General features: G+C 32.4%; 6 protein-coding genes. 2 read left to right on the top strand and 4 right to left on the bottom strand.

The window, feature by feature from the left end:
* Position 1: 1 nt before the first annotated feature.
* The 4 genes from D1818_RS04960 to D1818_RS04945 all read right to left on the bottom strand — a co-directional run bounded on the left by D1818_RS04960 (position 2) and on the right by D1818_RS04945 (position 9,957).
* A complete protein-coding gene (locus tag D1818_RS04960) occupies positions 2-3,301 on the bottom strand; it encodes a VCBS repeat-containing protein (RefSeq protein ID WP_118456684.1) in 3,300 nt (1,099 codons plus the stop codon).
* Positions 3,302-3,382: 81 nt separating this feature from the next.
* Positions 3,383-4,921, bottom strand: a complete 1,539-nt coding sequence (locus tag D1818_RS04955) for a hypothetical protein (protein ID WP_118456683.1) — start codon at positions 4,919-4,921, stop codon at positions 3,383-3,385.
* Positions 4,922-4,937: 16 nt separating this feature from the next.
* Positions 4,938-6,791 (bottom strand): RagB/SusD family nutrient uptake outer membrane protein, encoded by a 1,854-nt coding sequence (locus D1818_RS04950; protein WP_118456682.1) that lies wholly within the window; start codon positions 6,789-6,791, stop codon positions 4,938-4,940.
* A 10-nt stretch (positions 6,792-6,801) separates the two neighbouring features.
* Complete coding sequence (locus D1818_RS04945; protein ID WP_118456681.1) at positions 6,802-9,957, bottom strand: TonB-dependent receptor; 3,156 nt, start codon at positions 9,955-9,957, stop codon at positions 6,802-6,804.
* A 456-nt stretch (positions 9,958-10,413) separates the two neighbouring features.
* Between D1818_RS04945 and D1818_RS04940 the strand changes: the two genes are divergently transcribed.
* Both D1818_RS04940 and D1818_RS04935 read left to right on the top strand, forming a co-directional pair.
* Positions 10,414-11,970, top strand: coding sequence for a sulfatase-like hydrolase/transferase (locus D1818_RS04940; protein ID WP_118456680.1), 1,557 nt, complete (start codon positions 10,414-10,416; stop codon positions 11,968-11,970).
* 1 nt (position 11,971) lies between these two features.
* Positions 11,972-15,217, top strand: coding sequence for a glycoside hydrolase family 2 TIM barrel-domain containing protein (locus D1818_RS04935; RefSeq protein WP_118456679.1), 3,246 nt, complete (start codon positions 11,972-11,974; stop codon positions 15,215-15,217).
* The last annotated feature ends 2 nt before the right edge of the window (positions 15,218-15,219 follow it).

The raw sequence follows: 15,219 nt of genomic DNA, 5'->3' as shown, positions 1-15,219 counted from the left end.
GTTAATGATACTTATGAACCCGTAATGTACTGTTGTTAATAGCTGTAATGATACCTTTTGCGCTATTTGCCATCTCAATATATCGAAGATCTTTTGCGTTATGAGGCATAAAATAACCGCTCTCAAGTGAATTTATGGTTTTATAAGTTCCTGTTTTTGTACCTAACATTAATAATCCAATTGAAGCATCAGCTCTTGTGGTTTCAACTTCTACTTCAAATTTATTTCCTGCTATCAAAATATCTTTGAATCCATCTTTGTTAAAATCGTCAACTACAATTCCATTAATAGTTGAAAATTGAGCTTCTATAGGAAGAATTTCAAGATTAAGTTTACCATTAACGTTTCTTAAAATAATACTAGCAAATTCTTTTGCTTCATATTTTAAGGCTTTATTGTTCTTAGTATCAATAATTTGAAAAATGTCAGCTTTAGCAAATTCTTTATAGGTTGTAAATTTCTTTTTTAAACCAGGTAATTGTTGTGAGGAACATTCTTTCCCTCTAATCGGAACTTGTCTGTTTTGATAGTATTTTGCTAAAAAAATATCATTGGTACCGTTGTTATCAAAGTCATTAGCATAAACGGAAAATGGTTTTTCTTTGCTTGCTTTAAATTTATAATTTAAACCTAAATTACCTACAACAAAATCGTTGTCACCATCATTATCAATATCGGATGCTATTATTTTGTTCCACCAACCATTTGTATGCTCTAACCCATATGTTTCAGTTACATTTTTAAAAGTTTTATTTTCTAATTCAAAAATGGTAATTGGCATCCACTCGCCAACAAGAATAAGCTCATTAGTTTTATTACCATCAATATCACTCCAAACTGCAGAAGTCACCATGCCTATATTTGATAATTCAGGGGCTAGTGTGTTGGTAACATCTTTAAAAGTCCCTTTGTCATTTTCTAATAAAAAACTTTTTGGTGCGTACGGATATGTTTTCGGGATTAAGCGACCACCAACAAAAAGATCTAAATCTCCATCGGCGTCAAAATCTAAAGGAATAACAACAGAGCCACTTTCATTTAATTGCGGTAAATTATTTGATTTTGAAAAATTACCTTTTCCATCATTCAAGTATAATCTATCTTGAAGAGTAGAAGAGTGGACTTCAAATTCGTTACCACCACTTACTACGTATAAGTCCAAATCTAAATCTCCGTCTGCATCAAAAAAAGTAGCACCTACATCTTCATATTTTAGGTCACTTTTGAAAATGGGTTGATTTGTAACTGTAAATTTACCTTTAGAATTTTGCAGATAAATTTGACCACTTTGATTTCCTGCTCCACCAATATAAAAATCTTCTAAGCCATCATTATTTATATCACCAACTGTAATACAAGGACCATTTTGAGATAGTTTATGAGGTATAAGTACCTGGTCCTTAAAATCGTCATAAATATTTTCTTTATGTGTAAACGGTTCTTTAAATAGTATTGATGTAGTTTCCGTTAGTAGTGTATGTGTTTCTGTTTTTTTGCTTTCTGTTTTTTTAGCACTTGTGTAATTGATATTTAATGTTTGATTACTATCAATATTTTGTAATATATTTTGCTTACCATCTGGCCAAATAATTTTTATACTATCTATTTTTTTAAGTTCACCTAAACCAAAATGTATTTTAGGATCTACTGAAGACAGATAGCCTCTTACAGTTTTAAATTCTTTATACTGTATACTGTCATTATGAAAAATAGTTATTTTATTTCCTAGCCCTTTAGTATTTGTTGATGGACCATTGAATTTAATATTTAAATAATTATTAGAAGAGGTTTGAGAATTGTTCCTATAAATAAAAGCTTCATCATCTATATTATTGACTACTAAATCTAAATCCCCATCATTATCTAAATCTCCATATGCAGCACCGTTAGAAAAGCTAGTTTTATGAAGGCCCCATTTTTTTGCAGTGCTATTAAATTTCAGTTTACCTTTATTTTCGAATAAATAATTTTGAAGTTTTACAGCAGGATATAACGCTACAACTTCTTTAATAATCTGATTAGGACTTTTACTTTTATCAATTGGTTTAGAGGTGTACTCTTGTCGTTTTGTATTGGCATCTCTATCCCATAAATCTCTTCGATATCCATTAGTTACATAAAAATCATTATCACCATCATTGTCAAAATCAGCGCCTAGACAAGACCAGCTCCAATCTGTACTATTGACTCCTACCAATTGACTTATATCGCTAAAAAAACCATTCCCGTTATTGATGTTTAGTACATTATGCATGTATTGTCGATGGAAACCTTGATCCATTAAAGAGTTGTAAAGTTCAGCATTCATTGGTGCCATGGTTGTTTTGGCGCGCACATAATCTTCTGGAAACATGTCTAAGGCGAATAGGTCTTCTAAACCATCATTATTAATATCTACTACATCAACCCCCATGGTATAATAAGAAGTATGATTAGAGAAGTTTTTTATGTTTTCAGTAAATATCCCTTTCCCATTATTCTTAAAATAATAGTCATTTTCAAAAAAATCATTTCCAACATAAATATCTATATGCCCATCGTTATCAAGATCACTAGTAGAAAGCCCTAAACCATAACCGAAAGTGTTTATTATACCATTTGTTTTGCTCTCATCTACATACTTTCCATTTTCATTTAAATATAATTTGTCACTTGAATAGTCTGGACTTAATTCTTTACCTTTTAGTACTTGTTCTGCATTTAAAAAAAAGTCTTTAGGTCTATTGGTTAGGTATACATCTAAGTCTTGATCACCATCCGCATCAAAAAAAGAAGCCATAATAGAGAAGCCAGTGTCTGCCAATCCATATTCTACTGCTTGTTCTTTAAAAGTAGCATCTCCTTGATTAATATATAATACGTTAGCTCTATTTTTTTTAGCACCTTTCCATCCGCCAACTGTAACATAAATATCTAATAAATCATCATTATTAACATCTACCATAACAACACCGTTATGCCATGCTTTTTTAGGTTTTATACCTGATTTTCTAGTAATATCTTCAAAAATAAAATCACCTTTATTTAGATATAATTTGTCTTGCGCTTGATTTCCTACAAAATAAATGTCTGATAAGCCATCATTATTTATGTCGCCGATAGCTACTCCTGCACCATTGTAAGCGTAGTTAAATACACCAAAAAAATTGTTATAATCTTCTCTAACCCTATTGTTAAAGTGTATGTTGGTTTTCTCACTTTTTAATAATGTAAATATTGGCGTTTCTTTGTTTTTTGTATTTTTTGATTTTGAGCAAGAAACGACTAATATTATGAATATAAATAATAAATATTTAGACATAGAAAAAAATAAAAAGGGCTGTTCTTAACAGCCCTCAAATTATAAAAAATTAATTATCTATTTAATAAAAACATCCAATAATTACAGATCTTTTTCGAAGACTTGTATATCATCATAAATAATTTCACTAGGCCCTCCACCTATAGTTACATTTGCCAATGCATACATGTCTGGTTGGGTACCTGCGACTACTGTAAATTCTCCTATAGCATCAACAAATTCTCCTTCTATAAGATCAGCATTTAATTGGATTTGAACTCTTGTATTTTGGGCAAAAGGAAGTTTTATAAAACCAAAATTAACTTCATCTGGTGGTACACCTGTATATTTAACTTTCATCCTTATGATATAGGTTACTCCATCTTCTACAGGCGTAAGAATATTGACACCATCAGGGTTAGTATTTCCATTTTTGTCACCAAAAGCAATTCTTCTACTCCCTGGAATAGCGCCAGCTACTGAAGAAAACACGATTGCTCTAGAGTTATTAATACCCACACCATCTTGGAAACTTATACTAACTTGATTAGCATTGATACCAAGAAAACCATTGTTCACATCATAATTGTCTTCACTTGCTAACTCAAAATCTCCTTTAGGAAAAAGATTTACTCCACCGAAAGGAGTAACAGTAATATCAGAGAATGACGGAGCTTCAACTGAATCTGCTGAGTTTAAATTTACTCTAGTATATGATAGTGTTGCTGTTTCAAAATTCTTGATATTATTAGCAGGAGTTATTAAAAGATTAGAAGCATTTTCTGGATCTAAACTAACAATACTTACGTTTGCTGGTACACCATTTACGAATAATTCAAAATTAGATGGTTCATCTAATGTACTAGCATCCAAATCTCTTGAGAAAGGAACGACAATTTGCCCAGCTTCATTCTCATTAAATTCGTCCGCAACAGTTAGTGGAGCAGAAGATGGTATAACTCTAAAAGGTACAGAAATCATATCTTGAGAAAAAGGTTCGTTAGTAAAAGCGGTTAAACTAACTACAAAATTACCAACGGATCCTATTGAAGTGATAAAACTATCAACACTATCAGAATTAGCAACTTCTTGCTCCGTGTCGAAATTTATAATACTCCAGGTAGCATTTTCTAATTCACTGCTAGTGTTTGTAAAAGTAATTGTCTCACCAGCTTCTATAACTAATTCGCCATTTATTATTGGAATATTAGTTGTAAAATTAGCTTCGATTAATGGTAATACATTAAAATTAAATTCGACAAATTCTGGGCTTTCTTCGGTCAGAGGATTATTAAATGTCGGTCTTAATTCGACACCAACTTCTCCTACTTCTTTAAAAACAGCGGTAAATGTTTCTCTTGAACTTGATCTATCATCGCTACTACCTAAAATATCAATTTGGGCACTACTCTCCATAACTGTCCATATTCTATTTGCAGAATCTATTGATAGATCTGTAAAAACGACAGTATCATTAATCCTAGTCTGAGTCACCTCATCGGCTAACCCCAAATTAAGACTGTTGATACCCAGGGTAATCCCTGCTCCGTTGTTAGGTTCTTCGTAGTCATAAGTCGTACAGGATAGCACAATAGTTAATATTAGACTTATGGTAAAAATATATTTATAAACTTTTTTCATTATTTAGAATTTAAAATTAGTTGCCTCCTAATGAAGGGTTTAATAATATTTCTGATGCCGGTATGGGATAGAAGAAATCGTCTTGATTAAAGTTGTTTTTTCTATTTACAAAATCACCTAGTGCTGTTTCAATTGCATCGTCATTTAACTCAAAGGGTTCAACATTTACAGATACCACACCGTATGTGTAATCACCCAATTCCTGTATTCTATCTATTGCAGTACCTATTGAAGCCGGTCTTCTTCTTAAATCATTCCATGTAATTGCTCTACCTTCCCAGGCAAATTCTGCAGGGCGTTCCTTATTAAACAAATGTCTAAGAATGTTTGTTGCATTAAGATCTTGTGGTGGTATTAAAAATTGCGGGTTATCTGTTGCTAATTGAGTGACGATAGCATCAGATTCAGCCTCTGTGATATCAGGGAATGTGTTTTCAATTATTGGAGGTACATCCACTCCTGCAAATAAAGTTTCTAACGTAACCAAACCAGATCTTTCTCTTACTTGATTTATATATGGTAAAGCTTCAGCAATATCTCCCGTATCTCTTAAAACAGCTTCTGCATACATTAGCATCACATCTGCATATCGAATGACTCTTTCATTAATCCCTGAATTTCTAGCTTCAGAGGGATCGTCAGTGTTCATGAATTTTTTTATGTATGCCCTAGAATTTAATGGGATATAAGCTTCTCTTGTCGATGTTTGATAAAAAAGCTGACCATCATCTTGATAAACTATAGATGCCTGACTTCTTAGGGAAGTTCTTCTTATTGGTAATACTTCTATAAATGGTTCGTTCTCACCTTCATCATCACCACCAAATTCATAACCATCTTCATAAATTATTTGAGGATTAACTATGTTTATTGGTAAATTAGGATTTACGACTTCATTACGATATAATCCAGAAATAAAGTGAGTGGTAAACATAAAACCAAACCCACCATTACCTCTAGCATATAAAACAGGTCTTAATGTAGATTCGTTCGGATTTTCTCCTTCTCCATTACCGAAATTACCATCATTTACAAGGTTAATAGAAAACTGTACTTCAAAAATCGATTCTGGATTAAATTCTCCTTCTTCTGTAAAATTATCAACAATATTTGGGGCTAAGCTGTATTCACCAGAATCAATAACTTTTTTAAACTCTCTTTTAGCTTCTGCGAAGTTTTCTTCATAAAGATGCACTTTTCCTAAGATAGAAGTTACTGCACCCCAAGTTGCTCTACCTTGCAACCCTTCAGCATCCCAATTTAATCTTCCCTCAAGATTTTCTTGTGCAATAGTTAAATCCTCGAAAATTTGAGCATACACAGTTGCTCTATCAGAAAGTTCTTTTCTACTTTCTTCTAGATTTGTTGCGGCTACTATTGGTAATACTATATTACCTTCATTAAATGTTGTTGCTAGCCAGAAAAAAGCAAGACCTCTCATAAAACGAGCTTCGCCTAAAATTTCTCTTTTAGCTGTTTCATCCATATCAATATCTGGAACATTTTCTAATACTTGGTTCGCTCTAAAAATTACTTGATATGTATCATCCCATTGTCTTTGTACATCTCCGTTTGTAGCATCTACAAGGGCATCATCAACTTGCACACGTGTAGCACCACGGTTAACATTACCTACTTTGCCTGCTTCGGATCGTAAAGCGTAATTTACGGTAGCATTCGCACCCATAACTCCAGCAAATTGTAGTGAACTATATACAGCATAAATACCAGCTTCTGCATCAGCTTGGCTTAGCCAAAAATTATCTGCATTTAAATCATTTGGATTTTCAACCTCTAAGAAATCATCGTCGCAACCAAAAAAAGTAGCAACAATACTTAATAATGCAATAAATACTATTCTATTTTTCATAATTTTTATTTTAAAATCCTAATTGTACCCCTATTCTTCCAGAAGCAGTTATCGGAGTTAAACCTCTATCTAAACCTCTTGAAAATAAACCATCTCCACCTACTTCCGGATCAAATCCTGAATAATCGGTGATTGTTAATATATTAGATCCAGCTAAATACAATCTAAATTGATCTAAGCCTGTTTTCTCTAAAACATTTTTAGGCAAGCTATAGCCTATTTGTACATTTCGTAGACGAACATAGTCTCCATCTTCCAAGAAAAAGTCTGTGAATGGAATAAAAGGTATTGTTGCTTCTCTTATGCTTGGAATGTTTGAAGCTGTGTTTGTTGGTGTATATGCAAATAATTGGTCTCTATGGTTATTGGCATCAAACGCTAAGGCTTTAGGACCATTGTAAATTTTACTACCAAATGATCCGAACCAACTCATATTAAAGTCTACATTTTTATATTTAGCATTAAAATTTAAACCAATTTCAAAATCTGGCACATTATTCCCTACAAATTGTCTATCATTAGTTAAATCAATACTGCCATCTCCGTTACCATCAACAAATCTGAAATCTCCAATTTGAGCTCCCTGTACTATATCTCCTGTCAGTAGTTGGTATTCGTCTAATTCTTCTTGTGTACGTATAATTCCATTAGTTCTAAGAAGGTAAAAGGCACCGGCTTGATTACCAATTCTCGCAAAGTTTACAGGTAAATCTGTAAGCCTGTTGTTACCTGGAGTAATTCTTTCTCCTGTAAGTTGTGATGTAGCTCCAAATAATCTTGTAACTTCATTGATGTTTCTAGTAAAAACTCCACTGATACCCCAAGTAAAATCTCCTTTCTTGTCTTTAAAATCGGCTGATATTTCTATACCTTGATTAGTTAACTCACCTGCATTAGAGGCTATTGTAGCAGGACTATTGTTATTAGGTTCAGCACCAGAAGAACCTGGAACAGGTAATTCTAATAAAAGATTTTCCTTTTTTACATTATAATATTCTGCTGTTAAATTAAAAGCTGATTTAAATAGTGATAAATCAATACCTAGGTTACTAGTTATACTAGTTTCCCATTGTAAGTCTTGATTAAATATATCTGTCTGAGTTAATCCATTTACTATGTCATTTCCTATTGGAATATTAAAATTGTTACCAATTAATCTAGAAGTTCTAAAAGAACCAATATTTTGGTTACCAACTTCACCATAACTAGCTCTCAATTTTAGATCGTTGATAAAGGATAAAGCATTAGAGTTTTTAAAGAAACTTTCTCTAGCGATTGACCATGCAACAGATACACCACCAAAAGTTTTATATCTAAAATCTGGTTGGAAATTACTCGATCCATCTCTACGAACATTAGCTCTTATTAAATATCTACCATCATAATCATAACCTAACGATCCCAAGACACTAAAAAGTCTATTTGGAGATTCATTACCTTGCACAGTTACAACATCTGTGTCTATGGCTTGATCAATTGTTGGGATAGGAGTATTTGATCTAAATTCTTGCACTTCGGTTCTAGTAGTATTAAAAGTACGTTGCTCTGCTGTAACACCGCCTAATAAAGATATATTGTGATTGCCAATATTTGTTTTATAGTCAAGTATACTTTCTATGGTTCCTTGCTCAAATAAGGATGTACTTTCTGTTAATATAGAAATCGCAGCACGTTCTCTACCTGGTATTATTTCTCCTGTGTCTTCATCTAAGAAAATGAAACCAGGTCTAAAAAAAGTCGATTCAGAACTATTTCTACTACCGCTTATATTTACTTTTGCATTTAAACCTTTGGCTAATAGGTATTTAAATTGTAATGATATACTAGTTGTATTTGATTTTCTCTTACTTGTTTCTTGTAGTTTTCTAAGTATATTACCAAGTACATTAAACTGATTGGGATCTCCTGATACAGAGTTATTATCTTCAATTCGATCTGGTCCTGCTTCAGTGGCAGGAGAAACAATAGCATCATATAATATTGCCCACGGTTCTCTGTCAGAATCATCTCTACTTAAAAATACACTGGTAAATAAAGAAAATCGATCTTTTTTGAAATTATTATTAAGACGTAAGTTAGTACGCTCAAAATCACTATTGATTAGTGTACCATCTTGATTTATATGATCTAGAACAAGGCTAAAATTTGATTTGTCAGAACCTCCAGCTAATCTAAGATTGTAATTATAGGTTATAGCATTGTCATTTAATATCAAATCTTGCCAATCAGTATCATTGTCTAAAGCATTTGGGTTGTTTACAAATACACCGTTGCTTTCAAAAGATTGTCCATTATTTTCGACATACTGTCTATTTAAGGCTATATAATCTCTAGTGTTTAGTGTTGGTACACTCGACGTAATTCTATTAATGGACGTAAACGTGCTTAGATTTACTTTAATAGGTCCTGGTTTAGCTCTTTTTGTTGTTATAATTACAACACCATTACCTGCACGAACACCATATATAGCAGTTGTCGCTGCATCCTTTAAAATCTCGATAGATTCGATTTCATTAGGACTAATACTAGGTGGTTCTGGAAATGGTACTCCATCTATTATAAATAAAGGATTTAAAGCATTATCATTTGGGTTAATCTGTCCACCGAGAGGGTCTTGTCCTGCTGTACCTGTGCCGGTTAAGGAATTTGTACCTCTAATTTGTACATTGATACGAGCTCCTGGAGCTCCACTTTCTGCTTGTATATTAACCCCGGCAACTTGACCTTGTAAAGCTTCTGAGAAATTAGTAACAGCTTGCCTTTCCAAGACTTCACTTTTAACAGAACTTATAGCTCCTGAAACTTCCCTTTTTCTTTGGGTTTGATATCCAATGACTACTACTGCCTCTAGTTCAGAAGCGTCTTCAACCAGATTAACGTTAATCGTGGTTTGGTCTTTTACAGCAACTTCTTGTGTTATATAACCTAAATATGTAAAAATGATAATGTCATCAGCATTAGCGTCGATTTGATAGTTACCTTCAAAATCAGTACTGGCGCCATTAGAAGTGCCTTTTACAATAACACTTGCTCCAGGTAACGGTATTCCTTCAGCAGTGACTTTTCCTTGAATAGCTTTTGATTGAGCATTAATTACTCCAAAAGTGATAAGGCACAAAAAAACAACTAAATGTTTTTTAAAATGTGCTCGAGAGTTTAGCTTCATATTAATTATTTGATTTAATTACTTGATACAAATGTTAATATTTGTTAATGATTATCTAATAACAAATGTCCAAATTGACAAAACATATGATTTTTAACTCTTTGTATCATCCAAAACAATGTTTTACGCGTTTTTAGATAAGCCTAGTGTGATATTTTACCGTTTTAAGAGAATGGCAAAATAGTAACATTTTGTAAAAAAAATCATTAATTTTTTAAAGAAAAGCTCTCAAACTGTTCAATTTCTCAATATACCGAGCTTGTAATAAGTTAATTTGTGATACGTCAAAAGACATAAATAATTAGATTTTATGAGTGCAGATAATCCGCAGATTGAAAATGGTTCTCTAAAAATATAATGTTGAGAAGTTAAAACATTTGTTTTCATTATATGCTCATATGTCACCGAAAAGTTGTTTTTAAATTTAAATCTTTGAATTAAATAATTTGTGTTTTTATGATTTTTAATAAAAGGGTAGTATACATATTAGTTAAATCGTTTAAGGTCTTAGCGATATTGGTTTTTTTGTCAACATATTCTTGTAAACAAAAAAAAGAAAAGCCACATAAAATTAAACCTAATATTGTTTTTGTTTTTACCGATGACCAAACTTATTCCTCAATACATGCATTAGGTAATACTGAGATTATCACACCGACATTCGATGAATTAGTAAATGAAGGTACAACATTTACACATGTCTATAATATGGGATCCTGGAGTGGTGCAGTTTGTGTAGCTTCAAGAGCAATGTTAAATTCTGGTCGTTTTGTTTGGAGAGCAAATGCGTTTAGACAAAATTGGTTCGGTAATGATTCCACAAGTTTTAATAAATCGTGGAGTAAATTAATGGAGTTAAATGGGTACGATACTTATATGACTGGTAAATGGCATGTTGATGCTCCAGCTTCAAAATTGTTTCAAAATACAGTGCATATTCGCCCAGGAATGCCTAAAGATGCTTGGAATCATTATGAAATGGTTGCCAAATTTGATTCATTACATAAAATTAAGAATACATCATCAGAAACTATTATGCCAAATGGGTATAATCGTCCTGTGGATAGAAATGATACATCTTGGTCACCAGCAGATGTAGCTAAAGGTGGCTTTTGGGAAGGTGGAAAGCATTGGAGCGAGGTTTTAAAAGATGATGCTATTTCATTTATAGATAACGCAAAAGCTAGAGAAGCGCCATTTTTTATGTATTTAGCGTTTAATGCACCTCATGACCCGAGACAGGCACCACAAGAATATGTAGATTTATATCCTTTAGAAAATATTTCAATTCCAGAAAGTTATTTAGAAGAGTATCCATATAGGAATAGTATTGGCAATGGTGATGACTTAAGAGACGAAGCATTAGCTCCGTTTCCAAGAACTAAACATGCTATCAAAGTACATACTCAGGAATATTATGCAAGCATATCTCACCTTGATGCACAAATAGGATTAATTCTAAAAGCCCTTAGAGGATCTGGTAAAATGGATAATACTTATATTTTTTTGACATCAGATCATGGTTTAGCAATGGGACGACACGGTTTATTAGGTAAACAAAATTTATTTGACCATAGCATACGTCCACCGATGATTGTTATTGGTCCAGATATACCAAAAAACAAAAAAGTAGATGTAGATATTTATTTACAAGATGTTATGGCAACAGCACTAGAAATAGGAGGGGTTGAAAAACCAGAATATGTTGAGTTTAATAGTTTTTTAGATCTAGCTAAAGGCAAATCAAAAACCAAAAACTATAATGAGATTTATGGAGCTTATTTAAACGTTCAGCGTATGATTAGAAAGGATGGATTTAAACTATTGGTCTATCCAGAAATCAATAAGATTCTCCTTTTTGATATGATAAGGGACCCTGAAGAGATGAATGATATTTCAGATAATCCAGAGTATAAAGAAAAGATTAAGTCGATGTTCGAAGATTTAGTTGTATTACAAAAAGAAATGGATGACCCTTTAGATTTATCTGAATTACATAAAAATTATAAGTAAAATGAAGACTGTATTTTCTATATTATTGTGCGTAACTTTTTTTGCATCAGCGCAGCAAAAAGATTGGGAAAACCCAAATGTAAACCAGATTAATAGATTGCCAGCAACAGCAACCTTTTACTCTTATGAAAATAGTGCTTTAGCAAAATCAAATAAGCGTGAGCAATCAAAATTTTATAAATCTTTAAATGGTGATTGGAAATTTAATTGGGTTGCAAAACCTGCAGATGCATCAATGGATTTTCAAGATAATAATTTTGATGCCTCAAAATGGAAAACAATAGATGTACCTTCAAATTGGGAGATGAGAGGTTATGGAATACCTATTTATACCAATTCAGTTTATCCTTTTTTTAGTGATTTTCCTTATATAAACCATCATGATAATCCTGTCGGTCATTATATTAAAACAGTAAATATTGATGATTCTTGGAAAGAAAAAGATGTTATTCTTCATTTTGGAGGTGTATCTTCTGCCTTCTATGTATGGGTAAATGGTGTTTTTGTTGGCTATAGTGAAGATACTAGATTACCATCAGAATTTGATATTACAGAACATATAAAAAAGGGCGAGAACAAAATAGCAGTTAAAGTCTATAGATGGTCAGACGGGAGTTATCTAGAAGCACAAGATCATTGGAGAATGAGCGGTATAGAACGTGAAGTGTATTTAAAAGCTGTACCTAAAGTTAGACTATCAGATTTTGCCATTCGTACGGGTTTAGATGAGAATTATAACAACGCATTATTAGAAATAAGACCAGAGTTTATTGCCAATATCGAAGATAAATATATTAAGAAGGTTGGACACTTTGGAGGGAACCCTTTGAAAACAACTATAGACGACTGGACATTATCAACACAATTACTTGATGCAAAAGGAAAGGAAGTGGGAGATAAAAATGTTATGAAGCTTGAAAAGTATTTTGGTGAATGGTATCCGCAAAGAGATAATGTAAAGTTTGGTTTAATTACAACAGAAGTGAAATCTCCTAGAAAATGGTCTTCAGATGATCCTTATTTATATACGTTATTATTTACACTTAAAGATGTGAATGGAAATCCAATTCAGCATACAAGTACAAAGGTTGGTTTTAGAGAAGTTAAAATAAACGAACTTGGCCAATTTTTAGTGAATGGCAATCCAGTTAAGATGATAGGTGTTAATCGTCATGATCACCATATGGTAAATGGCAAAACCGTTTCTCGTGCAGATATGGAAAAGGATGTACAATTAATCAAAAAATTTAATTTTAATGCTGTCAGAACATCACACTATCCTAATGATCCTTATTTCTATGATTTATGTGATACATATGGTTTGTATGTTATGGATGAAGCTAATTTAGAAACACATGGAACTAGAGGACAGCTGTCTAATGTTCCAGAGTGGAGTAACACTTATTTAGAACGTGCCGTTAGGATGGTAGAAAGAGATAAAAATCATCCAAGTATAGTTATGTGGTCCTTGGGTAATGAGTCTGGTACAGGACCAAATCATGCAGCGATGGCTGGTTGGATTAAGGATTTTGATCCAACGCGATATATACATTATGAAGGTGCTCAGGGAAATCCAAAAGATAATAAAGAGAAAACGTATTATGATCCAGATATTTCTGCTCCAATAGATCGTCCTTGGGTAGATGTTATTAGTCGTATGTATCCCCATCCAGATGAATTTCAAAATTTAATTGATAAAAGTAAATCCGATGGAAGACCAGTTATATTGTGTGAGTATGCTCATTCTATGGGTAACTCAACTGGGAATATGAAAAAATATTGGGATGTTATTTATAAGAATGACAGAGCAATTGGGGGTTATATATGGGATTGGATTGACCAAGGTATTTTGCAAAAAGACAAAAATGGAAAAGAATTTTTGGCTTATGGCGGCGATTTTGGAGATACTCCTAATTCTGGTAGTTTCTGTATTAACGGGATTATAGCTTCAGATAGAACACCAAAACCTGAAATTTATGAATGTAAAAAAGTAAATCAACCAGCTGTTATTTCTGAAACAGATGCATTAAAAGGTAAGTTTAAAATACTGAATAGACACCATGCTACAGATTTGTCTAAATATACTTTAGAATGGACACTTACTGAAAATGGTATTATTATTCAAAAAGGCATGTTACCATCTTTAAGTACAAAACCTTATAATACAGAGGAAATAAATATCAATTTCAAAAAACCTAAATTAAAAGCAGGTAAAGAGTACTTTATCAATTTTAAAGGAAAATTAAAAGAAAATACACTATGGGAAAATAAAGGATATGTAGTTTTTGAAGATCAATTTCAACTAAATTATAGCGTTCCTCTAGTAAATTCTATTACAGGTAAATCATCATTAATAGTCAGTGAAAATGATACATCTATAGCTATTAAAAATGATTCCCTATTAATTCAGATTGATAAGACATCGGGTTATATTAACTTCTATAAATCGAAAGGAATTACTCTTTTAGAATCTCCTTTAAAGTTGAATTTTTGGAGAGCGGAGACGGAAAATGATAAAGCGTATAGAAAGGCTTTAAAATTATCAGAAGAGCGTATTTGGATGAAAGCGGGTGACCTAATTGCTATAAAAGATATAGCTGTAAACTCTAATGAAAAAGGTAAAGTTATTATAGATGTAAAGGGGCAAATTAAAAACCCAAAGACAGCAGTTAATCTAGTCTATACGATACTTGGTAGTGGTGAGATTAAGGTTGATTACAATGTTATAATTGCTGAAAATGCTCCAAATGTTCCAAGAATGGGTATGACGTTCGATGTTTCTAATACATACAAGGATATTAGCTATTTTGGTAAAGGACCACAATCCAACTATCAAGACAGGAATTATGGAGCTAAGATAGGTCTTTTTTCAGGAGATGCTCAAACCATGAGTTATGATTATGTATATCCTCAGGAATATGGTAACCATACTGACATCCGTTGGTTTAAAATTAAAAACAAAAGTGGAAAAGGTTTATTAATTTCTGGCGAAGAGGTATTGAATTTTAGTGTTATTCCTTATGGCTTACAAAATCTTCAAGAAGCAACTCATACAAATCAATTGATTGATAGAGATGTTTTATCAGTTAATATAGATTTAAAGCAGCAAGGTATTGGAGGAGATGATACTTGGACTAAAAGAGCACAGCCACATGAAGAATATCGAATCAAACCTGGAACTTATAAATACTCTTTTTATTTAGTTCCATTTTCCTCAGAAATTAAAGAAAATAAAATTAGATTTTAAAA

Origin of the sequence: Aquimarina sp. BL5 (assembly GCF_003443675.1) — a bacterium.
Lineage (GTDB): Bacteria > Bacteroidota > Bacteroidia > Flavobacteriales > Flavobacteriaceae > Aquimarina.
Note: the sequence above shows the minus strand (reverse complement) of the source record. Positions and strands in the feature narration are given on the sequence as shown.

What these genes read in the sequence shown, in the direction of transcription:
- D1818_RS04960 (WP_118456684.1), bottom strand. Translation starts at nt 3,301, where the DNA reads ATGTCTAAATATTTATTATTTATATTCATAATATTAGTCGTTTCTTGC.
- D1818_RS04955 (WP_118456683.1), bottom strand. Translation starts at nt 4,921, where the DNA reads ATGAAAAAAGTTTATAAATATATTTTTACCATAAGTCTAATATTAACT.
- D1818_RS04950 (WP_118456682.1), bottom strand. Translation starts at nt 6,791, where the DNA reads ATGAAAAATAGAATAGTATTTATTGCATTATTAAGTATTGTTGCTACT.
- D1818_RS04945 (WP_118456681.1), bottom strand. Translation starts at nt 9,957, where the DNA reads ATGAAGCTAAACTCTCGAGCACATTTTAAAAAACATTTAGTTGTTTTT.
- D1818_RS04940 (WP_118456680.1), top strand. Translation starts at nt 10,414, where the DNA reads ATGATTTTTAATAAAAGGGTAGTATACATATTAGTTAAATCGTTTAAG.
- D1818_RS04935 (WP_118456679.1), top strand. Translation starts at nt 11,972, where the DNA reads ATGAAGACTGTATTTTCTATATTATTGTGCGTAACTTTTTTTGCATCA.